The organism is Nocardioides sp. (assembly GCF_036274455.1).
Lineage (GTDB): Bacteria > Actinomycetota > Actinomycetes > Propionibacteriales > Nocardioidaceae > Nocardioides.
The window spans coordinates 1-23567 of record NZ_DASUFR010000117.1 but is presented as its reverse complement, the minus strand read 5'-3'; the positions used below and the strand labels follow the sequence as shown (position 1 = coordinate 23567).

The window sequence follows — 23567 nt, the reverse complement described above, 5'->3', positions numbered from 1 at the left end:
CCGAGGTCGGCCACCCGGCCCCGGATCGACTGGCTGACGCCCAGCCGACCGTCCCGCTCCGCCTCGTCGAGCCGGCCGGCCGGGATGCCCGGGCCGTCGTCCCGGACCGAGATCTCGACCCGGTCGACGAACCCCTCGAGCAGCACCCACGCCCGGGCCCCGGGTCCCGCGTGTTGCTCGACGTTGTCGAGGCATGCGGCGACCGTGGCGACGAGCTCGGCCACGACCTCGGCAGGCAGGTCGACCGCCCCCGAGGTCACCACGTCCACGCCGGGGCGCTCGAGGTGGACCATTGCCGCGGCCAGGTCCGTCGTCGCGTCACCGGTCGCCCGGACCTGGTCCTGCTCGCGGATCAGCGTGCGCAGCGCCGCCTCCTGCTCGCCCGCCAGCCGGCCGAGCTCCGCGGCCTGCCCGCCCACCTCCATCCCCTGGCGCTGGACGAGGCCGAGCACCTGCAGGACGCCGTCGTGCACCGCCCGGGCGAGCCGGGCCCGTTCCGCCGCCGCCGCGGCCTCCCGCTGCGCCTGGTCGCGGTCGTGGGCCATCCGCTGCAGGGACTCGACCATGAAGCCCACGATCGGCCCGCCGATGAGCAGCAGGAAGGCGTTGCCGTAGTTGGCCTGGGTGAGGTGCGGGCGGATCGCGAGGTCGCAGACGGTGATGCAGAGCCCGGCGACCAGTCCCCCGAGCCAGTGCCAGTGGATGGCCCACGCCAGCAGCGCGCCGATCACCCAGTACGCCGGGACGGTGGCGGACAGACCGTCACCCTTGAGCACCGGGCTGACCAGGACCGCGCCGCAGGCCACGGCCAGGTCGGCGACGAGCAGCAGCGGTCCGCGGCGGCTCCGGCGGTCGTAGGCCCAGATCACGAAGAGGGTCCACCCGGCCATCACCGCCAGGCAGGCCGCACCACCGGCCGGATGCACGAAGTTGTCTCGGCGGTAGACGTTGAGCACGACGGCGTGCACCAGCAGCACCAGCCGCAGCACCGCCAGCCACGAGAACAGCCGGTCCTCGACGGTCCCGGCCGGCCCGAACCACCACGTCGCGGCCCGGCGCACCGGTGCCGGCACCCATCCGGCCAGAGCTAGGACGCCTTCTTGTTCAGCTCGTCCATCACGGCCGCGGTCTCGGCCGCGGACTCGGCTGCGTCCGCGGCCCTCTTGGACTCCTCCTTGGCCCGGTTGGCGTACATGTCGACGTACTCCTGCCCGGAGAGCCTCATGATCTCGTACATGATCTCGTCGGTGATCGAGCGAAGGATGTAGCGGTCGTTCTCCATGCCCTCGTAGCGCGAGAAGTCCAGCGGCTTGCCGAAGCGCACGATCGGTCGGGTGAAGCGGCCGAACTTCTTGCCCGGCGGCGCCACCACGTCGGTGCCGACGACCGCGACCGGGATCACCGGGACCTTGGTCTCCAGGGCCAGCCGGGCCACCCCGGTCTTGCCGCGGTAGAGGCGGCCGTCGTGGGAGCGGGTGCCTTCGGGGTAGATCCCGAAGAGCTCGCCGTCGGCGAGGATCTTCTTCGCCGCCCGCAGCGCGCCCTCCGCGGCGGTCGCGCCGGACCGGTCGATGGGCACCTGCCCCGAGCCGGAGAAGAACCTCCGCTGGAACCAGCCCTTGAGGCCGGGGGTGGTGAAGTACTCCGCCTTGGCCACGAAGGTGACCCGGCGCGGCAGGGTCAGCGGCATGAACATCCAGTCGGAGTACGACAGGTGGTTGCTGGCCAGGATGGCGGGACCGGTCGCGGGGACGTTCTCAGCGCCCGAGACCTGAGGGCGGAAGACAAGACGCAGCCATGGTCCGAGGGCCACCCACTTCAGGAACCAGTAGAACACCCGCTGACCTCCAAAGGGACCGCGCCGACTCACTGCCACCGGGACTGCCTGTCGGCCAGACTCTAACGCTGCCCGCAACCGGCGTACGCTCGGTGTCGTGCAGCGCGACAGCGACGAGGATGCCTGGCGCGCCATCGTCGAGAACTACGGCGAACGGGTCGAGCTCGACGACGAGCCGGTTGCCGAGCCTCCGGCCGAGCAACGGCTCGAGCGTCTCTTCACCCCGCTCCCCCAGCCACAGGAGCCGGCCGAGCTCGAGGACGAGCCCGACGACTTCGTGCCACCGACCCCGCCGCCGCTGCCGAAGCTGCCGCCGGACCGGCTGCTGGCGTGGGTCGGGCTGTTCGGGTCGCCGACGGTCCTGCTGGTGTGCGTGGTGCTGAACGTCCACCTGCCGCCGTGGCTGGGCTACCTGCTGGTCGCGTCCTTCATCGGCGGCTTCGTCTACCTCGTGGTCAAGATGCCGCGCCGCGACGACATCGACCCCTGGGACGACGGAGCCCGGCTCTAGGAGAGGTCAGGCGCCGGGTCGGTCCGAACGCCGGAACCATCCCTCCCCGCGCTGCTCGCGCAGCTGCTGCCGCAGCTGCTGCCGCTCGAGCTGGCGCGCGCGTCGGCGGTCGGCGCGCCGCGAGCGGCGGGCCGCCGAGCGGGCCATGTCCGCCGCCCCGATGAAGCCGGCCTGCGGCCCGAGCCTGGCCAGCAGGACCGGTGGCTCGGACCGGTGGCCACGGCCCACCAGCGAGCGCAGCATCCACTCGCGGGTGGGACCGAGCAGCAGCTCACCGGCGTCGGAGACGCCGCCGCCGATCACGATGCAGTTGGGGTCGAACGCCGCCACCAGCCCGGCCGTGCCGGTGCCGAGCCAGCGGCCGACGTCGGCCAGGAGCTCGATCGAGAGCGGGTCGCCCTCGCGCGCCGCGTCGGTGACCTGGGGGCCGCTCAGCTTGGCCGGGTCGCCGCCGCAGATCTCGTCGAGCCGGTGGGCGACCGGGGAGCGAGCAACGATGAGCTCGCGCGCCTCCCGCTCCAGGGCGTTGCCGGAGGCGTACTGCTCCCAGCAGCCGCGGTTGCCGCACGGGCAGCGGTGGCCGTCCGGCACCACCTGCATGTGCCCGAACTCCCCGGCCATCCCGTTGGCTCCCCGGAAGACGCGGCCGTCCATGACGATGGCGCCGCCGATGCCGGTGCCGAGCGTGATGCACAGGACGAAACGGTGGCCCGCACCGGCGCCGAACCGGCTCTCGCCGAGCGCGGTGGTGTTGGCGTCGTTGTCGACCACCACGGGGATCGTGATCCGGCCGGCCAGCCTCGCCCGCAGCGGCTCGTCGCGCCACGCCAGGTGCGGGGAGAACATCACCGTGGACCGGCTGGCGTCGACGAACCCGGCCGCGCCGATGCCGACCGCCGCGACGTCGTAGTGCTGCTGCAGCTCGTGGACGAGCTCGACGATCGAGTTCTCGACGCCGACGACGTCGTGCCCGAGGGTGGGCCGCCGGCGCAGCTCCACCACGTTGCCGCTGGAGTCCACCACCCCGGCCATGATCTTGGTGCCGCCGATGTCGATGCCGATGGTCAGCGGGTCCCAGAGGTTGACCCTGGCCCGCCGGCTGGCGCGGGTGGCGGCGCGGGTGGCGCGATCGGACACGGTCCTCTTCCTACCTCACCACGCCGTCACCGGCGAGCCAGGTCCGCGGCGCCGATCAGTCCCGCCCGGTTGCCGAGCTGGGCCTTGCGGATCTCGAGGACGGGTCGGTGGCCGCGGCCGGTGAGCTGGGAGCGGAACGCCGACTCGATCGGCGCGAGCAGGAGGTCCCCGGCCTCGCCCACCCCGCCGCCGATCACCACGGCGGCCGGGTCGAGCACCGCGGTCAGGGAGGCGATCCCCTCGCCCAGCCAGCGCCCCACCCCCGCCAGCTGCTCGATGGAGAACGGGTCCCCGGCCCGCGCGGCCTCGGTGATCAGCGGCCCGGTGATCCGCTCCGGGTCGCCACCAGCCAGGTCGACCAGGGTCTGGGCCAGGAGTGAGCCCGCGCGGGCCGCGGCCCGGGCCTCCCGGACGAGGGCGTTGCCGCTGCCGTACTGCTCGAAGCAGCCCCGGTTGCCGCACCCGCACAGGATCCCGTCGGGTACGACGCGCATGTGGCCGATCTCGGCGCCGACCCCGAACGCCCCACGGAGCAGCTCGCCGTCGTGCACGATGCCGCCACCGATGCCGGTCCCGACGGTCACCAGCAGCAGGTCGTCGACGTCGTGGCCGGCGCCGTAGGTGAACTCGCCCCACGCCGCGGCGTTGGCGTCGTTCTCGACCACCACCGGGAGGTCGACGAGGGCCTCGAGGTCGGCCTTCAGGTTCACGTCGCGCCAGGCGATGTTGGGCGCGAACATCACCGTCGACCGGGCCTTGTCGATGTAGCCGGCCGCACCGACCCCGACCGCGGTGATCCGGTGGCGCGACTTGAGCTCGGTGACGAGCTGCTCGATGGCCGTCTCGATCGCCTCGGTGTCCGTGGCCGGCGACTCGACCCGCAGCTCCTCGACGATCGTCCCGTCCTCGTCGACGACCCCGCCGAGGATCTTGGTGCCGCCGACGTCGACGCCGCACGAGAGGCTCACGGGGCGCCCTCGTCGGGGTCGACGGGCTCGTCGGGGTCCTCGAGGTCGTCGTCGAGGTCGATGTGCTGCACCCGCGAGGCCGGCGGCTGCGCCTGACCGGCGGCGGACAGCAGCCCGGCGGCGGCCTGGAGGAACGTGGACGCGGCGTGGACCAGCTGGGCCCTCACCTCCGGGCTGGCCCCGCGGACCGCGTGCACGGTGCGGCAGACCGGGCAGTAGAGGCACTCGGCGGAGCCGGTGGCGATGTGCTCGTTGACCTCGTGGGCCCGGTCGCTCACGTGCTCGCCGGCCCAGTCGGCCAGGGCGCCGAGCAGCTTCGCGGCCTCGTCGCCGACGCTGCCGACGGAGTCGTCCTCGGGTGGGGTCATCCGACGCGCTCCTCCGTCACCGTCGCCGACGGGTCCTTGAACGAGACGCGGAGCACGCCGTCGTCGTCGACCCGGGCGCCGGTGACCCGCAGCCGGGCCAGCCCGGCGGGCAGAGTCAGCAGCCGGCGGTGGGAGCCGACGGTGACCACGAGCTCGTCGCCGCTGCGCGCGAGGTCGACCTGGTCCCGGGTGACGAACGGCAGCCTCAGCCGCAGCTGGACACCGGAGCGGACCGTGACGACCTCGAAGGGGCTGCGCACGCCCGTCGACGCGATGGGGTCCGTGCCGGCGTACAGCTCGGCGGCGAGCACCTCGAGCGCCTCGACCCCGACCGGCTCGGTGGGGCGGTACTCCGCGCGCCAGAGCGGTACGCCGGCGAACGACTCGGCCACCTGGGCGAGCACCTCGTCCTGGGCGAGGACCCAGCCGGCCCGCCAGTCGTCGGCGCCGCCGGCGGGGAAGACCCGGTTGGCCACGACACCGTCCACGCGGTAGCCGAACAGGGACAGCGTCGTGTACGCGCGCCGCGCCTCGGCCAGGACCACCGCCTCCGGGGTGAGCACGATGCGCACGCTGGTCTCCGGGCCGGACAGCAGCTGGTGGACCTCGTCGAGCTCGGCGTGCAGCCGTTCGACGGCATCGAAGACGGTCCCGCCCGGCATCGGCACCCCGGCGGCGCGGGTGAGCACCGGTCGCAGCGCCTTGACCACCCGTTGCTGGACCGGGAAGACCCTCTGCATGTACCAGCCCAGGGCCTCGGGCAGGGCCAGCAACCGGAGGGTCTCGGCGGTCGGCGCACAGTCGACGACGATCAGGTCCCAGTCGTCGGAGAGCGCGTGCAGCCGCAGCTCGAGGAGGGCGAGCACCTCCTCGGCGCCCGGGATGACCGTCAGCTCCTCGGCAGCGACCGGGTTCATGCCCGTCGTGTCGAGCACCGAGATCAGGTAGCCCTGGATCTCGGCCCAGGACTGCTCGAAGCGCAGCTGTGCGTCGACCTGCTGCACGAAGAGGTTGTCCGCGACCTGGGTCGGCTCGGCCCCGACCGACGTGCCGAAGGCATCGGCGAGCGAGTGGGCCGCGTCGGTGGACAGCACCAGCGTGCGGTGGCCCGCCGCGGCTGCGAGCGCGGCCGTGCCAGAGGCCACGGTCGACTTACCGACACCGCCCTTGCCTGTGAAGAGGAGGATCCGCAAGCGCCGGCCTCAGGTGGCTGCCGACTCGACGCGCTTCTTGAGCCCCTTGAGCGCGGTGTCGATCAGGATCTTCTCGCCCTTCCGCTTGAGCATCCCGATGAGCGGGATCGAGACGTCCAGGGAGAGCCGGTAGGTCACCTCGGTGGCACCGCTCCCGAGCTCGCGCAGCTCGTAGGCGCCGTCGAGGGCGCGCAGCATCTTGCCCTCGACCAGCGTCCAGGTGACCTCCCGGTCGCCGTCCCAGATGTAGGAGAGGGTGTACTCGTCCTTGATCGGGCTCACGTCGAGGACGAAGAAGACCTCCTTGGCGCGGCCGTCGTCGTAGGACGCGACGGTCTCCGCCTTCTGGACCCCCTTGGCCCACTCCGGGTAGGCGTCGAAGTCGGCGATGACGTCCATGACCGCGGACGCGGGTGCGTCGACGGTGATGGACGACGTGGTCTGCTCGGCCATTCGAACTCCCTGCGCTCGTCCTCCGACCCACCCCGCAGCGCCGCCCGGCGGCCGGATCACCGGTCAGCGAGCGTACCGGATCGGATCCGGGTGTTGACGCGGCGGTAACGTGCCGCTGTGCGCGAGTACTCCACGCCGCCCAACATGGAGCCCCCCGTCTCCGGCAACCTCACCGACGACGTCGTGACCAACGCCCGAGACCACGGCAGCGAGATCGCATTCAGCCGTCCGGGCGCCTCGGGCTGGGAGGGCGTGACCGCCCTGGCCTTCCACGACGAGGTCCGGGCCGTGGCCAAGGGCCTGGTCGCTGCGGGAGTCGATCTCGGCGACCGGGTCGCACTGATCTCCAAGACCCGCTACGAGTGGACGCTGCTCGACTACGCCATCTGGTTCGCCGGCGCGGTGACGGTGCCGATCTACGAGACCTCCTCGGCCGAGCAGGTGCAGTGGATCCTCCAGGACTCGGGGGCCCGGGCCGTGGTGGCCGAGACGCCGGAGCACGTCGCGCGGGTCAACGAGGTGCGCGCGGGGCTCGGCGAGCTCAACCACGTCTGGTCGATCGCCGACAACGCGGTCGACATCCTGACCAGGCTCGGCCAGGACATCGGCGACGACGAGCTCGAGGAGCGTCGCGCCAAGGCCGGTCCCGGTGACCCGGCCACGCTGATCTACACCTCGGGCACGACCGGCCGGCCCAAGGGCTGCATGCTCACCCACGGCAACTTCATGGTCGAGCTCGGTGTGGCCGTCCAGGAGCTGCCCGAGCTGTTCGAGCCCGAGGACGCCTCGACGCTCCTCTTCCTCCCGCTCGCCCACGTCTTCGCCCGCATCATCCAGGTCGGCGCGGTGAAGTCACGCACCCGCCTGGGCCACAGCGCCGACATCAAGAACCTCGTCGCCGACCTGCAGGCATTCCGGCCGAACTTCGTGCTCGCGGTCCCGAGGGTCTTCGAGAAGGTGTTCAACACCGCCTCCCAGCGGGCCACGGCCGACGGCCGCGGCGCGATCTTCAACCGGGCGGCCGAGACCGCCATCGCCTACTCCCGCGGCCTCGACAAGGGCAGGCCCTCGCTCCCCGTCCGGGCCCAGCACGCGCTGTTCTCCCGGCTCGTCTACGGCAAGCTGCGAGAGGCGCTCGGCGGCCGCTGCGAGTACGCCGTGTCCGGAGGGGCCCCGCTCGGTGAACGACTCGGCCACTTCTACCGCGGCATCGGCGTCACCGTGCTGGAGGGCTACGGGCTGACCGAGACCACCGCGGCGCTCACCGTCAACCTGCCGAGCGCGCTCAAGATCGGCAGCGTCGGCCGGCCGCTCCCCGGCACCTCGGTGCGCGTGGCCGAGGACGGCGAGCTCCTGTTCAAGGGCGGACAGGTCTTCGTGGGCTACTGGAACAACGATGCCGCCACCGCGGAGGTCCTCGAGGACGACGGCTGGTTCCACACCGGCGACGTCGGCGAGGTCGACGACGAGGGGTTCGTCCGCATCACGGGTCGCAAGAAGGAGATCCTGGTGACCGCCGGTGGCAAGAACGTCGCGCCCGCGGTGCTGGAGGACCGGGTCCGGGCGCACGCGCTCGTCGACCAGTGCCTGGTCGTCGGGGACGGCCAGCCGTTCATCGCCGCGTTGGTCACCCTCGACCTCGAGGCGGTGGCCGCCTGGGCCGAGCAACACTCCAAGACCGGCAGGGCCGAGGACCTCGTCGACGATCCCGACCTGCGCGCCGAGATCGAGGCCGCGGTCGAGGACGCCAACAAGGCCGTCTCCAAGGCGGAGTCCATCCGCAAGTTCCGGATCCTGCAGGGACAGTGGACCGAGGAGGGCGGCCAGCTCACCCCCAGCCTCAAGCTGAAGCGCAATGTCGTCATGCGCGAGAACAAGGACGACGTCGCCGCGCTCTATACATAACCAGCGCCATCCGATCGACATCCGCGCCTGGTCCCCCCGGACCATGCCGGAGTAGCACCTTTCGCACCCCGCGCGCAGCCGTTCCCCTTCAGTCACACGAGTTCGGTCAAAACACGTACGCGCACCGCTGCGCGTTCCTAGAGTTCTAGACCGAGGAACAGCACTCGTGGGACAGGGCTGGCGGGTCGTCAAGCCTGCCTCCCGTGGAGACGGAAGGGTCTCGTCGATGGACCGTCGTAGGATTCTCATGGTCGTGGCCGTGCTCGTGGCAGCACTCGGCTCGGCACTCGTCTTCCTCTACACCAAGGGTGCCGACACCCGGGCGGAGAAGAAGTTCGACACCGTCGAGGTCCTCGAGGCCACCGCGGTGATCAACCCGGGTGAGAAGATCGAGGACGCCCAGGCCGCCGGCAAGCTGGCGCTGACGGCGGTCTCCAAGGACTCCCTCCTCGACGGCTACCAGTCGACGACCGACTCGTTGACCAACACCGTCTCGCTCGGCACCATCTACCCGGGCGAGCAGATCATCTCGGCGAAGTGGGGCGCCTCGGCGTCGGTCCAGTCCTCTCTGCAGATCCCGGACGGGATGATGGCCAAGTCGGTCAACCTGACCGACCCCGGTCGGGTCGCCGGCTTCGTCAACCCCGGGTCGACGGTGGCGGTCTTCTACTCCGGCACGGACCCGCAGAGCGGTGAGCCGTTCACCCGGCTGCTCCTCGACAAGGTCACGGTCCTGGGGGTCGGCTCCACCACCCCGGTCTCCACGACGACCACCGACCAGAGCGGTGCCTCCACGACCGAGCAGCTCCCGCGGACCCTGATCACCCTGGCCCTGACCCAGGTCCAGGTCGAGAAGACCACCTGGGCCGAGGGGAACGGCGAGCTCTCGTTCGCACTGCTCACCGACAAGAGCACCGTGCAGCCGGACGCCTCCGGCATGGACGCCACCAAGCTCTTCCAGTGAGGAACTGAGACCACATGCCCGTCGTCGTTGATCCCGACCCGATGGTCGTGGAAACCCTGCTGGCGTCCATGCCGGCGGGGTCCCACGGCGTCGAGTCCGTGGACCGCCTCAACGCCTGGCTGAGCTCGCACTCCGACGAGTACGTCGTCGTGCTGGGGCCCACGCTGACGGACGAGGAGTCGGTTCTCACCTGCGAGGCACTGCGCACGACCGCGCCGACGATCAGCACGATCCTCGCCCGCGAGCACCTCGACGGGGACCTGCTGGGCGCGGCGATGAAGGCCGGCGCCCGCGACGTCGTCCACCACACCGACAGCGCCGCGCTCGCCGAGGCGCTGAACCGGGCCTTCGAGCTGTTCCTGGCCCTGCGTGGCCCGTCCGGCGCGATGCACATGAGCAAGGTCATCGCCGTGTTCTCGCCCAAGGGCGGCGTCGGCAAGACCACGATCGCGGTCAACCTGGCCCTCGCGCTGACCGAGAAGGGCGCCCGTCGCGTCTGCCTGGTCGACCTCGACCTCGCCTTCGGCGACGTGGCCATCACCATGCAGCTGTTCCCGACGCACTCGATCGAGCAGGCGATCGGCTCCGAGGACGCACTCGACGTCGAGATGGTCGACCAGCTCCTGACGCGGCACCAGGACTCGCTCATGGTGCTCGCCGCTCCCCCGCACCCCGACACCCGCGAGCGGGTCACCCCGCTGCTCGTGTCTCGGATCATCCGCACTCTGCGGGAGACCTTCGACTACATCGTGGTCGACACCGCGCCCGCGTTCGACGAGCAGGTCCTCACCGCGCTCGACGAGACCGACGAGGTCGTCCTGGTCACCACCCTCGACGTGCCGACCCTGAAGAACGTCAAGGTTGCCGTCGAGACCTTCGACGCGCTGCACATCGCGCGCGACAACCGGCACCTGGTGCTCAACCGGGCCGACGACGAGGTCGGGATCAACGCCGACAAGGTCGAGGGGATCCTCGGCATGACCGTCGACGCGCAGATCTCGAGCTCGCTCGGGATCGCCGCGGCCACCAACGCCGGCAGCCCGGTGATCGTGAGCGACCCCGACCACCAGCTCAGCACGGCCGTCCGGCAGCTCGCCGTGACGCTGGCCGGCGAGCTGGCCGGGACCATGGGCGCGCCCGAGCCGAGCAACAACCCACAGAGCGACGCGGATGCGAAGAACCGCCGCACGAGGAGGCGTAAGTAACCATGAGCCTTGCCGACCGTCTCGCCGCCGCCCGTGACACTCGCGCCGACGGCCTGATCCCGACCGATGAGCGCGAGCCCGGCGAGGGGCTGCCCGACGTCGACCACACCATCCCGGACCCGGTCTCCCCCGTCGACTCGGCCGTCGCCGCCGCCGAGGCGACCCGCGGGGGCAAGCGGCGCGCCGACGTGCCGGCCGCGGTCGGCACGGGCACCGGCGGCTCGCCGCAGCCCGGATCGGCGCCCCGCGCCTCCAGCGGCCCGGACGCGTCGCTGCGCCGCGGCTTCGCCACCGCCTCGCAGAACGACCGGATCGAGGAGCTGAAGTCCAGCGTCCACGTCCAGCTGCTGCAGCAGATGGGCCCCCGGCTCTACGACTCGGAGATGGACCAGACCGAGCTCGACACCGAGGTGCGCAAGGTCCTGGCCGACGTGCTCGGCTCGCAGGATCGGCCACTGAGCAGCAGCGACCGCGCCCGGGTCACTCAGGAGATCAGCGACGACATCCTGGGCTACGGGCCCATCGAGCCCTACCTCCGCGACCCGGACGTCTCCGAGGTCATGGTCAACGGCTACTCCAACATCTGGCTGGAGAAGTCGGGCCGGCTGGTCCCGGCGGACGCCACCTTCAGCGACGAGGCGCACCTGCGCCGGACGATCGACAAGATCGTCTCCCGCATCGGCCGCCGCGTCGACGAGTCCAGCCCCATGGTGGACGCGCGGCTCCCCGACGGCAGCCGTGTCAACGCCATCGTGCCGCCGCTGGCGGTGGACGGCTCGGCGCTCACCATCCGGAAGTTCGCCACCGATCCCTACACCGTCCAGGACCTCATCGACTTCGGCTCGCTGAGCGCGAAGACCGCCGAGTTCCTCGACGCGTGCGTCCGCGGCCGGCTCAACATCATCGTGTCCGGCAGCACCGGCGCGGGGAAGACGACCACGCTCAACGTGCTCTCGTCCTTCATCCCGAACGACGAGCGGATCGTCACGATCGAGGACGCCGCCGAGCTCCAGTTGAAACAGGAGCACGTCGTCCGGCTCGAGTCCCGTCCGGCCAACATCGAGGGCAAGGGCGCGGTGACCATCCGCGACCTGGTCAAGAACAGCCTGCGCATGCGTCCCGACCGCATCGTCGTCGGTGAGGTCCGCGACGCCTCGGCGCTCGACATGCTCCAGGCGATGAACACCGGTCACGACGGATCGATCACCACGCTGCACTCCAACGGCCCCCGCGACACCCTGGCCCGCATGGAGACCCTGGTGCTGATGGCGGGCCTGGACCTGCCGGTGCGCGCGATCCGCGAGCAGGTCGCCTCCGCGGTCGACCTGATCGTGCACCAGACCCGCTTCAAGGACGGCTCGCGCCGAATCACCCACGTCACCGAGGTGGAGCGGATGGAGGGCGACACGATCACCCTCCAGGACGTCTTCCTCTGGGACGGCACCCGCGGCTTCGACTCCGAGGGACGCACCCTGGGCCGGCTGGCCTCGACCGGCCTGCGCCCGAAGTTCCTGGAGAAGATGGCCTACGCCAACGTGACCGTGGACCCGCTGATCTTCGCACCGGACCACGCATGAAGACCCTGACCCGAACCGCCACGAGGGCGCTGGCGGCGCTCGCGGGCGTCGGCCTCGCCCTCGCGCCGACCGCCTCCTTCGCGGCCGACGGCTCGATCACGCACGTCGAGACCAAGCCGGGCACGATCCAGGTCCTGGTCTCGGTCCCGTCGGGCGCCGAGGTCGACCTCGACGGCGTGAAGGTGACCGTCGACGGCAAACCAGCCGAGGCGACCGCCGAGCCTGCCGAGAGCGACACGGACGTCCAGCGCACGGCCGTCCTCGTCATCGACACCAGCAAGTCCATGGAGGGCGACCGCTTCGAGGCCGCGAAGAACGCGGCGCGCGAGTTCATCACCACCATCCCGGACAACGTCGCGGTCGGCATCGTGAGCTTCTCGAGCGAGGTCACCACCGAGCTCGCACCGACCACGGACCACGTTGCTGCCACCGCGGTCCTCGACACGCTCCAGCTGGCGCGGAAGACGCGTCTCTACGACGGCGTGGTCCAGGGCGTGAGCGTCGCCGGCACCGAGGGGCAGCGCAGCCTGCTCGTCCTCTCCGACGGTGCCGACCACAGCGACACCCCGATCGATGACGTGACGACGGCGATCAAGAACGCCGACGTGCTCGCCGACGTGGTCGCCATCGAGCACTCGGGCCCCCGCGCGGACCTCGCGGCCCTGCAGCAGATCGCGACCGCGGGCGAGGGCCAGGTGATCTCCACCGACCCGGCCGCGCTGCAGGCGGCGTTCGCGGCCGAGGCCACGGTGCTGGCCGACCAGGTGCTGGTGACCGCTACGCTCCCGTCGGGCTTCGAGAAGACCTCGGCGAACATCAAGGTCACCATCCCCGCCAAGGGCGGGGCGATCAGCGCGACGGCCTTCTCGACCGTCGAGCCGGCGGCCCCGCAGCTCGCCGCGAAGCGCGCGTGGACCCCGCCGTCGTGGGCGCTCTACGCCGGGCCGTTCGCGATCGCGATCGGCGTCGTCTTCCTGGCCGTGCTGCTGGTGCCGCGCAACAACCAGCTCAGCGCGGCCGACCGGGTCACCAAGTACACCGAGGCGCAGGCCATCGGGGTGCACCCCGAGGGCGGTGCCGGGTTCATGGACACCGACGTCACCTTCGCCTCCGCCAAGGAGACCGCGGCCAACGTGCTGCGCCGCAACAAGGACCTCGACGCCAGGATCAGCTCCCGGCTCCAGGCCGCGGGAAGCGAGCTGAAGTCCTCGGAGTGGCTGCTCCTGCACGGCGCGCTGTTCTTCGTCTCCGGCCTGGTCGGCCTGGTGCTGGGCGGCGGCAACCTGCTCATCGGCTTCGCCTTCGTGCTCGCCGGGCTGTTCGGGCCGTGGATGTTCCTCGGCTTCCGGGCCACCCGACGGCGCAAGGCGTTCAACGGCGGCCTCCCCGACACGCTGCAGCTGATGTCCGGGTCGCTGGCCGCCGGTCTCTCGCTGGCCCAGTCGGTCGACACGATCGTCCGCGAGGGCTCGGAGCCGATCGCCTCCGAGTTCCGCCGGGTCCTGGTCGAGACCCGCCTCGGCGTGTCCCTCGAGGACGCCCTCGAGGGCGTGGCCGAGCGGTTCGACAGCAAGGACTTCGAGTGGGTCGTCATGGCGATCAAGATCCAGCGCCAGGTCGGCGGAAACCTCGCCGAGCTGCTCGACACGGTGGCCGCGACCATGCGCGAGCGCGAGTACGTGCGCCGTCAGGTCAACGCCCTCGCCGCAGAAGGAAAGCTCTCCGCATGGGTGTTGGGAGGCCTTCCGCCGCTCTTCATGCTCTACCTTCTGTTGACGAACTACGACTACGTGATCGTGATGTTCCAGGAGCCGTTGGGGTGGGCGATGCTCGCGGGTGCCGCCACAATCCTCGGGGTCGGCGTCTTCTGGATGAGCCGACTGGTCAAGGTGGAGGTGTGACGTGGCCATCCTCTTCGTCCTCGGCGTAGCCCTCGTCCTGCTGGCGATCCTTCTGATCGGGTCCGCGCTCAGCACCTCCACCGACTCGGGCGTGACCCGGTCGCTGGCCGTGCTCGAGGCGATGACCAACTCGCCGAAGGAGCTCAGCAAGGAGCTGGACAAGACGTTCGCCGAGCGGGTCATCGGGCCGTTGCAGCAGCGGGCGCTCGCGATCGGCCGGCGGATCTCCGGGGCGGACACCGCCGAGCGGATCCGGCGCAAGCTCGACCTGGCCGGCAACCCGCCCGGATGGACCGTCGACCGGGTCCTGTCCGGCAAGGTGCTGGGCGCGGTGGTCGGCCTGTTCGCCGGCCTGGCCTTCCAGCTGATGCTCGGGTCGCCGATGATGCGGATCATCGTGGTCATCGGGATCACGGTCGTCGGCTTCTTCGCGCCGAACCTCTACCTCTACCAGCGGGCCCACGAGCGTGCCGAGCGGCTCCAGCGCGACCTCCCCGACGCGATCGACCTGCTGACGATCAGCGTGGAGTCCGGTCTCGGCTTCGACGCCGCCGTGCAGCAGGTGGCCCGCAACACCGAGGGCCCGCTGGCCGAGGAGTTCTCGCGGGTGCTCCGCGAGATGCAGATCGGGCAGGGTCGAGGTGACGCGCTGCGCGCCCTGGGCGAGCGCACCAACGTCGCCGACGTCCGTACGTTCGTCGGCGCCATGGTGCAGGCGGACTCCTTCGGCATCCCCATCGCGCAGGTGCTGCGGGTACAGTCCGCAGAGATGCGTGTCAAGCGACGTCAACGGGCCGAAGCGAAGGCCCAACAGGTCCCCGTGAAGATCACCATCCCGCTGATCTTCTGCATCCTCCCGACCCTGTTCATCGCGGTCATGGGGCCGGCCGTACTGAGCATCCTGGACAGCTTCAGCAAGAAGTGATCGCTAGATGAGGGTTCGCGAACGCCAGCACGTGAGGCTTGCCGCTGCCGCGCGGGCCTTCGTGCTCGTCGCCCTGCTCGGCCCCGTGCTGTGGTCGCAGGACACGCCCGCCCTCATCGCGCTGGTCACGATCGGAGCCGTCTGGGCGCTCACCACGCTGGCCGACTGGCGCCAGCGGCTGCCGGTGATGCTGGTCATCACCGTCGAGGCGGCCATGGTCGGCGCGATCTGCGGCTTCACGATCCACAGCTCGCTGGCCGTGCTCGGCGCGCTCGCGGTCCCGCCGTTCACCGCCGGGCTCTACCGGTCGCTGCAGGGCGTGGCGCTCGCGCTGTCCGCCCAGCTCACCGCGATCGTGGTGGTCTCCTTCGTCTCCTACCCCTCGCTCACCACCGCCCAGGGGTTCGGCGCCTTCAGCTGGAGCATGACCGGTCTCGGCCTCGGGCTGGTCGGCACGTTCCTGCACACCGCGCTCAACGAGAAGCCGGACCCGCTCGCGCCCTACCACTTCGCTCAGGGGCTGATCCGGCAGCTCATCGACATCTCGGGCGGCCTCGACAACGGCCTCGACCCCGTCGCCCTCGGCGGCTCGATCCTCAGCGGCGTCCGCGACGACCTGCCCTGCTCGGCCCTGGTCATCAGCGTCCCTCGCGGCGACACCCTCACCCCGCTGGTGACCAAGGCGATGGGGGCGTCGGTCAACGTCAGCGAGTGCGAGGACATCGCGGTCGAGGCGTGGGCGGTCGGCCTGCCGGTGCTGCACGACCACGTGTTCGCCTTCCCGCTCCACACCGACGCGGGCACCACCGCGATCGTCGCCGGCGTGCTCTCGCCCCGCGTCGACCCGGCCCGGATCGGCGTCGAGGACCGCATCCGCAAGCTGATGCGCCGCCTCGGCCCGAGCGCGGTCCACCTCGACACCGCCCTGCTGTTCTCGGCGTTCCGCGACGCCGCCACCGCCGAGGAGCGCCGCCGCCTGTCGCGCGAGATGCACGACGGTGTCGCGCAGGACATCGCGTCCCTGGGCTACCTCGTCGACACGCTGCGCGTCGGCGTCACCTCCCCTGAGCAGGCCGAGCGGATCGACATGCTCCGCGACCGCATCTCCGCGGTCGTCGCCGAGATCCGCCGTTCGGTGGTCACGCTGCGCACCAGCGTCGGCCAGAGCGAGAGCCTCGGCACCGCGATCGGCTCGATCGCGCGCAACCTGTCCGAGGTCTCCGGCGTGCCGATCCACGTCACCCTCGACGAGCACACCCAGCGGCTGCGCCCCGAGGTGGAGGCCGAGCTGTTCCGCATCGCCCAGGAGGCGATGAACAACGCCGTCCGCCACGCCGAGGCCTCTGCGATCGAGGTCCACTGCGTGGTGCACGCCCCCGAGGCGATGATCACCGTCTCGGACAACGGACGGGGCCTGCAGACGGCTCGGTCCACCTCGCACGGACTGCACATCATGAAGGAGAGGGCGCTGCTCATCGGCGCCACGCTCGAGATCGGGGAGACGCCGTCCGGCGGCCTGTCCGTCACGGTGCGACTCTCCGAGAACTCCGTGTCCGACTCCCCTGTCCCGGACACCCTCCATGAAAAGGTCACAGCATGAGCACCGCGACTCCTACCACGGTCCTCCTGGTCGACGACCACGAGCTCATCCGCGAAGGTCTCGCCGGGGTCTTCGACCTCGAGGACGACATGATGGTCGTCGCCCAGGCCGGCTCGGTCGTCGATGCCCTCAAGAAGTACGACGAGCTGCGCCCCGACGTGGTCGTGGCCGACCTCCAGCTGCAGGACGGCACCGGGCTCGACATCGTCCGCTCGATCCGAAAGGTCAGCAACACCACCGGCCTGGTCGTCCTGACCATGCACTCCGGTGACGACCAGATCTTCGCCGCGATGCAGGCCGGGGCCTCCGGCTTCGTCGGCAAGGACGCACCGTCGGGTGAGGTCATCCGGGCGGCCCGGCACGCCGCGGTGTCGCCGCGGTCCTTCGTGTGCACGGGGCTGGTCGGCGCGATGATGCGGCGCAGCGCCGCCGAGTCCACCCGCCTCTCCGACCGCGAGCACGAGGTGCTCCTGCTGCTCGCCGACGGGCTCGGCGCGGCCGCGATCGGCGAGAAGCTCTACCTCAGCGAGTCGACGGCCAAGTCGCACATCGCCCGGATCTACCAGAAGCTCGGCGCTTCCAACCGGGCCCAGGCCCTGGTCACCGCGATGCGGATCGGACTCCTCTCCAGCGTCCGTCCGGTCGACATCTGAGTAGAAGCTCGGCGCACTCCGTCATCATTCGGACCGGGCCCAGGCCCTGGTCACCGCGATGCGGATCGGACTCCTCTCCAGCGTCCGTCCGGTCGACATCTGACCGCAGCTGTCCAGTCCGCTCGCCGCGTCCGTCCGGGTCGCGGCGAGTGTGCTGTCCGGACCGGTACAGACCGCAAAACCCCTGCTCAGACGCGGTTTTCGGGCGTAGAAGCGGATCTGGGGCCACTGCCGTAACCGACGTCCGGGGGGTCGTTGGATAGCCCGAAAGGGCTATGCCGATGGCCGCTCGGCTGGACCTCGCGAATTCCGCTCCGAAGGCCTGAGGAGATCACCAAGATTGATCTCACCGGGGCATCCCGCTCCGACTCGTGGGACCCACTCTGAAGGAGAAACACCAATGCTCGACTACCTCCGCATCATGCTGAACGCTCGCACCGCCAAGATGTCCGAGCGCGGCGCCTCGGCCGTTGAGTACGGCCTGCTGATCGCCGGCATCGCGGCGCTGATCGTCGTCGTCGTGTTCGCGTTCGGTGGCAGCCTCAAGGGCATCTTCACCGACACGTGCTCGCAGGTGACGCAGTCCTCCGGCGGCAGCTGCGGCAGCTGATCGATCCGGAAGCGCTGACTACGCCATGAAGGCAACCGAGCTCTGGCTGCTGGTTTCGGCCCGCAGCCAGGGCTCGAGGCGTCTCTGGAGGGAGGGACGTCTCGAGCGCGGCGCATCTGCCGTCGAGTACGGACTCCTCATTGCGGGCATCGCCGCTCTCATCGCCGTCGCGGTCTTCGCGTTCGGTGGTGGCTCGAACGGGATGTACCAAGACAGCTGCCGGACGATCTTCGAGGACACCTCCGCGGGATCGTGCAGCTGATCCACAGACCCCCTTCATCGCCCCCGGTGCCACACGGCCCCGGGGGCGATGAACATTTCCGGGCTGTTGTGACGGATCCAGCCCCATCGGTGGGTTTGCGGAGGGAAATCGGCACCTGGTGCCCGAGAACCTCGGCAAAGCCGGGTCCAGCGGGACCCGCGCGGCAGGTGGCCGGCGCCATTGTTCGCACAAAGGGGTGACTTCGCCCGATTCGGCCACCAGATGAGCGCCAGGAGCGGATGCTGCTGCCGTGACGACGGCGACGCCGCGGGTCGAGGGATCCCAGGGCCACAGGGTTCGGGTGCCCGCGCTGGACGGGCTCCGGGGCGTCGCCGTCCTGATCGTGGTGCTCGACCACGGCCAGGTCCGGGCCGTGCAGGGTGCCGGCGGAGCCGGAGTCACGCTCTTCTTCGTCCTGTCCGGGTTCTTGATCACGGGCCTGCTGCTCCGCGAGCACGACCGGGTCGGCCGGATCGACCTGCGGGCGTTCTACCGGCGCCGGGCCCGGCGGCTGCTGCCCGCCCTCACCGTCTTCCTGGCCGCGGTGGTGGCCCACTACGGCTCGATCGCGGTCCCCAGCGCCGTGGTCACCGTCCTCTACATCGCGAACGTGCCCGCCGCGGGCTCGGGCACTGCGCTGTTCTTCCCGCTGCACCACATGTGGTCGCTCGCGGTCGAGGAGCAGTTCTACCTCCTCTGGCCGGCGGCGACGTTGCTGCTGCTGCGCGTCGGTCGCACGCGGCGGCAGCTGGCCGCCATCCTGCTCGGCCTGACGATGCTCTGCCTGCTCCTGCGAGCCGGTGGCTACCCGGTCCTCGGCTACGACTGGGCCTATCGATCCACCCTGTCGAACCTGTTCCCGCTGGTTGCGGGAGCAGCGGTGGCCGCGTACGTGCGGTCGACGGGCTGGCGTGCGTCGGGAGCGACGGGACTCCTCGGCATCCTCATCCTCGCCACGGCCACCTGCGCGCCGATCACCCCGAGCAACGACTGGATGATCCTCCGCTCGATCCTCACGGTGTTCGGAGCCGTGATGCTCCTGACCCGGTCCGACGCCTGGATGCGATTCGCACCGTTGCGGTACTGCGGCCGGATCTCCTACGGCTGGTACCTGTGGCACGTGCTCTTCCAGGTCGAGCTGGGTGGGATCGAGGGCGCGGTCGTCAGCTTCGGGGTGGCCGCCCTCTCCTTCCACCTCTGGGAGTCGTGGTGGACGGGCCGACCGCTGGTCCGGCGGCGCGTGGCGGTCGCGTCGGCCGCGCCGGCTCTCGAGGCTGCCTGAGGTGGATGAAGACTCAGGTCAGCCGGCCATCCGCTCGGCCAGCGCGATCCGCTGCAGCGCGGTCGGGTGGCTGCCGAACCAGAACTGCGAGAGCCGGTACGGCGTCGGGTCGGCCAGCGAGGTCGTGGCCAGGTCCTTCTGGAGCTGGATGAAGGCCTCCGGGTCCTGGGTGGTGCGCAGGGATTCGACGTCCGCCCGGGTCTCGATCCGCCGGCTGATGCCGTTCTGGACGGGGCTGGCGAGGAAGGTCGCCACCGCGACCAGGGCGAGGATGCGCGGCACCCACCGAGGGTCCCCGACACCGGGCACGAGCAGCCCGAGCAGCCCCACCCCGAGCAGCGCCCCAGCCGCCCCGAGGAGCGAACCGGTGAGCACGTCGTCGTGGCGTGCGTGGGAGAGCTCGTGGGCGACCACGGCCAGCACCTCCCGCTGGTTCTCGTCGTCCAGCAGGTTGTCGTAGACCACCACGCGACGCGAGGAGCCGAAGCCCGAGACGTAGGCGTTGAGCGTCGTCGTCCGCCGCGACGCGTCCGCGACCAGCACGTCGTCGACGTGCACGTGCTCCTCGTCGGCCAGCGTCAGGATCTGGGTCCGCAGCTCGCCGTCGGGCAGTGACTCGAAGTTGTTGAACAGCGGCTCGACCAGCAGGGGGTAGACGAACGAGCCCAGCATCACCAGCCCGGACAGCAGGAGGCCGGCCACGGCCGGCCAGGCGCGCGGCCAGCTCCGGGCCGCGCCCACCAGGATCACCAGCGCGATCGACGTGGCGACGACGCTGACCCCGAGGCTCTTGGCCACGTCGACGGCGTACGCGCTCCACGCCTGGTGGGACAGGCCGAACTCGAGGACCCGCCGGCGCAGCAGCACGGTCAGCGGGAGCGTGACCAGGAGGTCGGCGAGCGACAGCCCGACGACCGCGACGACGACCTTCCACCACCAAGGTCCGCGCACCCGGTCGACGAGCCGCGCGCCGATCCGGGTGAAGCCCAGCACGCACGCCAGGACCAGCGACACGGCGAGCGAGGTCCAGCTCAGGATCCGCTGGAGCCCGGCGAAGTCCTCGGCCCGCTGGATCTGCTCCGCGGTGAACACCGACGACGCCGACGGCGGGTGCAGCGGTCCGCCCGGGATCGGGTCCCAGGGCACAAGGAGCGCCGCGATGACGACGAAGAGTACGGCGCCGGCGACTGCCACTGCGGCGGCGGTCCGCCTCGCTTCCAGCACGGCTGCCAGTGTGGCAGCCGGGGTGAAGTCCCGGCGCGGGGTCACGCCCCGTCGCTGGAGCGCGCCGCCAGCTCCTCGAGCCGGCTCCGCCACCTCGCGGTCAGCTCCGCGTCGGTGAGACCGAACTGACGGCGCAGCTCGGCGTCGAGCGGCTGCCCCCGCGTCACCTGGTCGTAGAGCCGCACCAGGGCCTGCCGGCCGCCCGAGTCGGCAAGGACGAGGCAGGCCACCCATGCGCTCTCGTAGGACGCTCCGAGGTGCGTGGCGTCCTCGTCGAACTCCGCCTCGCCAGGCAGGTGGTCGGGGGCTCCCCCGCGCTTGACCTGGGCGATGATCTGGCTGGCTGTCGTCGTGATCGGCAGGTCGACGTCGTGCAGCGCGACATAGTCGGCGAACCCCTCCAGCAGCCAGAGGGGCACCCCGGTGGTCAACGGCGCCCCGGTGGCGAGGTGGGTGGCCTCGTGGCTCAGCACCACCTGCCCGCCCACCGGCTCGAGGGAGTCATAGACCTGCGGGTTGACGAAGATGTGCACCTGCGACGACGGGGTCAGGGTGCCGTCCACCGAGGCGGTGACCGCGGCGATGTTCGCGTAGGTGGCGGGGTCGGCGGCCAGCGCGGCATCGAGGCCGGCCTCGGAGCCCGGCACCTCGACCACGAGCTTCCCGTGCCACTGCGGCAGTACGTCGCGGACGACGGGGACCGCGGCGTTCGCCCGTCGGGCCAGCAGGTCCGCATCCGCCGGGGTGGTCGCCAGCACCAGCGCACGGTCGGAGCGGCGGACCTCGACCGGCCCGGTCAGCCACAGCGGCGTACGGCGGTCGCCGCCGCCGAAGGACGTGATGCCGACCCGGTCCCCGCTCCCCCCACCTTGCTCGAGCTCGAAGCCGACCAGCACCTCCTCGTGGGCCGGCTCCCGGTCGAAGCCGTCGAAGCGCCAGGTGAGGTCGACGGCGGCCTGCCAGCGCCCACTGGTGTCGACGGCGCTCACGTCGTCGACGTAGCGCGCGGTGAACCCGCCCACGCGGAGGGCGTCGGCGTTCGCGGCGACCGCGGAGAGCAGGTCGCCGGCCCGCGCGTCGTCGTCGGGCGCCAGCGCGGCCGCCCCGCTCGCGTCACGGCCGATCACCGCCTCCTCGAACCGCTGCAGGGCGTGGGCGGCGCCGGCCGGATCCGGCCGGGGGACGCTGCCGGTCGGACTCGAGGCGACGTAGGGGTCGGGCCGCACCACCAGGTAGGCCACCACGGCGACCACCACGACCAGCGCCGTGAGCGCGCCGCCGAGCAACCAGGTACGCCGAGCGCTCACGCAGCGAGTGTGTCAGCCGGGGTGAAGCCACCCCGGGTCCGGAGGCAGGTCAGACCAGGCGGGTGGCGCCGACGTACGGCATCGAGAAGACGGGCGACACGCGGATGCCGGCGCCCGGGTTGGCCGCCTCGACGATCAGGCCGTTGCCGATGTACATCGCGACGTGGCTGATCGGCGAGTAGTAGAAGACCAGGTCGCCGGGTTGCAGGTCGCTGGAGGACACGTGGTGGCCCACGCCGTACTGGGCGCCCGACGAGTGCGGCAGCGAGATGCCGGCCTGCGCCCAGGCCATCATCATCAGCCCGGAGCAGTCGAAGGCGTTGGGACCCGCGGCGCCGTAGACGTAGGACTTGCCGACCTGGGCCATGGCGTAGCGGATCGCGATCGCGGCCCGGCCGGAGGCGTCGACGCCCGACGGCATCCGCACCGAGCCCCGGGAGAGCAGCGCCTCACGCTCCTCGGCCTTGAGCTTGTCGAGGAGCGCCTTGGCCTGCTCGTACTTGTCGTCGATGGCCTTCTTGTCCGCGGCGAGCTCTGCCTGCTTCTTCTCGATCTCGGCGGCCCGCTGCTCGGTCGCCTTCGCACGCAGGTCGAGGGCCTTGGACTCGGTGGCGAAGGAGGTGAAGAGCTGGGACTGCATGTCGTTGTAGGCCGACATGGTGGAGAGGTTCGACACGAAGGAGGTGGCGTCGTCGGTGTCGGCGACCACGCCCACCGCGGAGAGGCTCTGGCCCTCGTAGGAGCTGACGATGGAGTCCTGGAGGTTCTCGCGCGCCGCCTCGAGCCTGGCGTGCTGACGCTCCTGGTCGGCCTGGAGCGACACCAGGTCGCTCTGCAGGTCGCCCAGCTCCAGCTTGGCGTCGTTGAGCCGCTCGGAGGCCTGCTCGGCCTCGTGGAAGAGCGTGTCGACGCGCTGTTGCACATCATCGATCTTGGGCTCGGCCTGGGCCGGCTGGGCGGGCACGAACCCGACTGCGCCGACGCAGGCGACCAGTGCCAGTCCCGAGAGGGCGGTGGCCAGTCGCTTCCGTCCGTGAACCACGAGGCGGGAGGTCTCCTTGGGTGTCGTACGCCTACCGGGTGAGCTGACGGGTTCGGGCACGACTCGCCCTACCCCAGCTCCTCGCCTCTCGGCGCCTCGCTGGGGATTCACCCCAGGTGCTGTCACTGACAGCGATGGTTCCCCGGCCCCGCGCAGTCCGTGGACGACGAGGGCTCGACGCGGCACTCGCGCGGACCGGGTGGACCACTTCCACGAGCACCTGGACAAGCACCGTAGTGCGTTTCGAGGCGGGTCGTCCAAACCTCAACCGAGGATGTCGGACGTTTTTTCACCTGGTCAGGGTCGATGCAGCCTCCCGTGTCACACGAGTCACACCAGTCACAGGAATCGCCGCTACGCCAGGGATGTCCTGACGGGTGGGAGCGTTCTCACGCCGACTCGACCTCGGGGCCGGCCACCGGCTGCACCAGTCGCAGCGGCGGGACCAGCCCACCGTCGGCCAGCACGTCGAGGGCCCGGCGCTCGTCGTCGTCGATCGTGAGCTCGGGTGGCGGCCCGAGGAGGACGGTCACCACGCAGTCGTGGCAGGCCAGCCCGCGCACCACACAGGTGTCGCAGTCGATTCGCGTCGTCATGGCCACAACGGTGGCAGGGACCACCGACAACGGGTCCGAGACCACGT

At 71.0% G+C, this 23567-nt stretch carries 23 protein-coding genes and 1 riboswitch; of the genes, 12 read left to right on the top strand and 11 right to left on the bottom strand.

Translation table 11 applies throughout. From position 1 onward, the window contains the following. Together macS and VFV89_RS11035 are read right to left on the bottom strand one after the other, a co-directional pair. Positions 1–1073: MacS family sensor histidine kinase (macS, locus tag VFV89_RS11040; RefSeq protein ID WP_329705986.1), on the bottom strand; the 1073-nt coding region annotated here is incomplete at its 3' end. Positions 1074–1087: 14 nt separating this feature from the next. Next, on the bottom strand, positions 1088–1837 hold the full coding sequence (locus VFV89_RS11035; protein WP_329705985.1) for a lysophospholipid acyltransferase family protein: 750 nt from the start codon (positions 1835–1837) through the stop codon (positions 1088–1090). A 97-nt stretch (positions 1838–1934) separates the two neighbouring features. On the opposite strand from VFV89_RS11035, the gene VFV89_RS11030 reads away from it, so the two are divergent. Next, complete coding sequence (locus tag VFV89_RS11030) at positions 1935–2348, top strand: hypothetical protein (RefSeq protein WP_329705984.1); 414 nt, start codon at positions 1935–1937, stop codon at positions 2346–2348. Positions 2349–2354: 6 nt separating this feature from the next. Here the strand turns inward: VFV89_RS11030 and VFV89_RS11025 are convergent, their stop codons facing one another. The 5 genes from VFV89_RS11025 to VFV89_RS11005 all read right to left on the bottom strand — a co-directional run bounded on the left by VFV89_RS11025 (position 2355) and on the right by VFV89_RS11005 (position 6467). Continuing rightward, positions 2355–3380, bottom strand: a complete 1026-nt coding sequence (locus VFV89_RS11025; RefSeq protein WP_329705987.1) for an ROK family glucokinase — start codon at positions 3378–3380, stop codon at positions 2355–2357. Positions 3381–3511: 131 nt separating this feature from the next. Then, positions 3512–4453 (bottom strand): ROK family glucokinase, encoded by a 942-nt coding sequence (locus tag VFV89_RS11020; protein WP_329705983.1) that lies wholly within the window; start codon positions 4451–4453, stop codon positions 3512–3514. Continuing rightward, the gene (locus VFV89_RS11015) at positions 4450–4821 is read right to left on the bottom strand and encodes a hypothetical protein (protein WP_329705982.1); all 372 of its coding nucleotides are present in this window, start codon (positions 4819–4821) and stop codon (positions 4450–4452) included. Before VFV89_RS11015 ends, VFV89_RS11020 begins: the two co-directional genes overlap by 4 nt. Next, positions 4818–5966, bottom strand: a complete 1149-nt coding sequence (locus VFV89_RS11010) for an ArsA family ATPase (protein WP_414690367.1) — start codon at positions 5964–5966, stop codon at positions 4818–4820. The genes VFV89_RS11015 and VFV89_RS11010 overlap by 4 nt, the downstream gene beginning before the upstream one ends. Before the next feature lie 57 nt (positions 5967–6023). Further along, positions 6024–6467, bottom strand: a complete 444-nt coding sequence (locus tag VFV89_RS11005) for an SRPBCC family protein (RefSeq protein WP_329705980.1) — start codon at positions 6465–6467, stop codon at positions 6024–6026. 117 nt (positions 6468–6584) lie between these two features. Here VFV89_RS11005 and VFV89_RS11000 point away from each other — a divergent pair, with 117 nt between their 5' ends. From VFV89_RS11000 to VFV89_RS10950, 11 genes are all read left to right on the top strand, one after another. Further along, positions 6585–8372: an AMP-dependent synthetase/ligase gene (locus tag VFV89_RS11000; protein WP_329705979.1), complete on the top strand. Its 1788-nt coding sequence runs from the start codon at positions 6585–6587 to the stop codon at positions 8370–8372. Positions 8373–8625: 253 nt separating this feature from the next. Then, positions 8626–9336 (top strand): Flp pilus assembly protein CpaB, encoded by a 711-nt coding sequence (cpaB, locus tag VFV89_RS10995; protein ID WP_329705978.1) that lies wholly within the window; start codon positions 8626–8628, stop codon positions 9334–9336. A gap of 14 nt (positions 9337–9350) precedes the next feature. Then, positions 9351–10541 carry an AAA family ATPase gene (locus tag VFV89_RS10990; protein WP_329705977.1) on the top strand — a complete coding sequence of 397 codons (1191 nt, stop codon included), beginning with the start codon at positions 9351–9353 and terminating at the stop codon, positions 10539–10541. A 2-nt stretch (positions 10542–10543) separates the two neighbouring features. Next, positions 10544–12118 carry a CpaF family protein gene (locus tag VFV89_RS10985; RefSeq protein WP_329705976.1) on the top strand — a complete coding sequence of 525 codons (1575 nt, stop codon included), beginning with the start codon at positions 10544–10546 and terminating at the stop codon, positions 12116–12118. Next, entirely contained in the window at positions 12115–14019 is a 1905-nt protein-coding gene (locus VFV89_RS10980) for a type II secretion system F family protein (protein ID WP_329705975.1), read from the top strand. The genes VFV89_RS10985 and VFV89_RS10980 overlap by 4 nt, the downstream gene beginning before the upstream one ends. Position 14020: 1 nt before the next feature. Next, positions 14021–14944 (top strand): type II secretion system F family protein, encoded by a 924-nt coding sequence (locus VFV89_RS10975; protein ID WP_329705974.1) that lies wholly within the window; start codon positions 14021–14023, stop codon positions 14942–14944. Between the two features lie 7 nt (positions 14945–14951). Then, positions 14952–16544 (top strand): sensor histidine kinase, encoded by a 1593-nt coding sequence (locus VFV89_RS10970; RefSeq protein WP_329705973.1) that lies wholly within the window; start codon positions 14952–14954, stop codon positions 16542–16544. After that, entirely contained in the window at positions 16541–17197 is a 657-nt protein-coding gene (locus tag VFV89_RS10965) for a response regulator transcription factor (protein ID WP_329705972.1), read from the top strand. The genes VFV89_RS10970 and VFV89_RS10965 overlap by 4 nt, the downstream gene beginning before the upstream one ends. Positions 17198–17597: 400 nt before the next feature. Beyond that, positions 17598–17807 (top strand): Flp family type IVb pilin, encoded by a 210-nt coding sequence (locus VFV89_RS10960; RefSeq protein WP_329705971.1) that lies wholly within the window; start codon positions 17598–17600, stop codon positions 17805–17807. Between the two features lie 25 nt (positions 17808–17832). Next, positions 17833–18069 (top strand): hypothetical protein, encoded by a 237-nt coding sequence (locus VFV89_RS10955; protein WP_329705970.1) that lies wholly within the window; start codon positions 17833–17835, stop codon positions 18067–18069. Positions 18070–18370: 301 nt separating this feature from the next. Continuing rightward, positions 18371–19351, top strand: a complete 981-nt coding sequence (locus VFV89_RS10950; protein ID WP_329705969.1) for an acyltransferase — start codon at positions 18371–18373, stop codon at positions 19349–19351. 18 nt (positions 19352–19369) lie between these two features. Here VFV89_RS10950 and VFV89_RS10945 read toward each other — a convergent pair whose 3' ends face one another. From VFV89_RS10945 to VFV89_RS10930, 4 genes are all read right to left on the bottom strand, one after another. Continuing rightward, positions 19370–20575 (bottom strand): M48 family metalloprotease, encoded by a 1206-nt coding sequence (locus tag VFV89_RS10945; RefSeq protein ID WP_329705968.1) that lies wholly within the window; start codon positions 20573–20575, stop codon positions 19370–19372. Positions 20576–20616: 41 nt separating this feature from the next. Beyond that, positions 20617–21882 carry a hypothetical protein gene (locus VFV89_RS10940; protein ID WP_329705967.1) on the bottom strand — a complete coding sequence of 422 codons (1266 nt, stop codon included), beginning with the start codon at positions 21880–21882 and terminating at the stop codon, positions 20617–20619. 49 nt (positions 21883–21931) lie between these two features. Next, positions 21932–22924: a C40 family peptidase gene (locus tag VFV89_RS10935; protein WP_329705966.1), complete on the bottom strand. Its 993-nt coding sequence runs from the start codon at positions 22922–22924 to the stop codon at positions 21932–21934. A 26-nt stretch (positions 22925–22950) separates the two neighbouring features. Next, a riboswitch (cyclic di-AMP (ydaO/yuaA leader) is annotated at positions 22951–23104 on the bottom strand. A gap of 209 nt (positions 23105–23313) precedes the next feature. Further along, a partial coding sequence (locus VFV89_RS10930; RefSeq protein ID WP_329705965.1) for a hypothetical protein occupies positions 23314–23567 on the bottom strand: 254 nt, incomplete at its 5' end.

Coding starts and splice junctions, on each gene's coding strand:
- VFV89_RS10990 (WP_329705977.1), top strand. CDS start 9,351: ATGCCCGTCGTCGTTGATCCCGACCCGATGGTCGTGGAAACCCTGCTG.
- VFV89_RS10970 (WP_329705973.1), top strand. CDS start 14,952: ATGAGGGTTCGCGAACGCCAGCACGTGAGGCTTGCCGCTGCCGCGCGG.
- VFV89_RS10960 (WP_329705971.1), top strand. CDS start 17,598: ATGCTCGACTACCTCCGCATCATGCTGAACGCTCGCACCGCCAAGATG.
- VFV89_RS10965 (WP_329705972.1), top strand. CDS start 16,541: ATGAGCACCGCGACTCCTACCACGGTCCTCCTGGTCGACGACCACGAG.
- VFV89_RS11005 (WP_329705980.1), bottom strand. CDS start 6,467: ATGGCCGAGCAGACCACGTCGTCCATCACCGTCGACGCACCCGCGTCC.
- VFV89_RS10955 (WP_329705970.1), top strand. CDS start 17,833: ATGAAGGCAACCGAGCTCTGGCTGCTGGTTTCGGCCCGCAGCCAGGGC.
- VFV89_RS11025 (WP_329705987.1), bottom strand. CDS start 3,380: ATGGCCGGGGTGGTGGACTCCAGCGGCAACGTGGTGGAGCTGCGCCGG.
- VFV89_RS10980 (WP_329705975.1), top strand. CDS start 12,115: ATGAAGACCCTGACCCGAACCGCCACGAGGGCGCTGGCGGCGCTCGCG.
- VFV89_RS10985 (WP_329705976.1), top strand. CDS start 10,544: ATGAGCCTTGCCGACCGTCTCGCCGCCGCCCGTGACACTCGCGCCGAC.
- VFV89_RS11015 (WP_329705982.1), bottom strand. CDS start 4,821: ATGACCCCACCCGAGGACGACTCCGTCGGCAGCGTCGGCGACGAGGCC.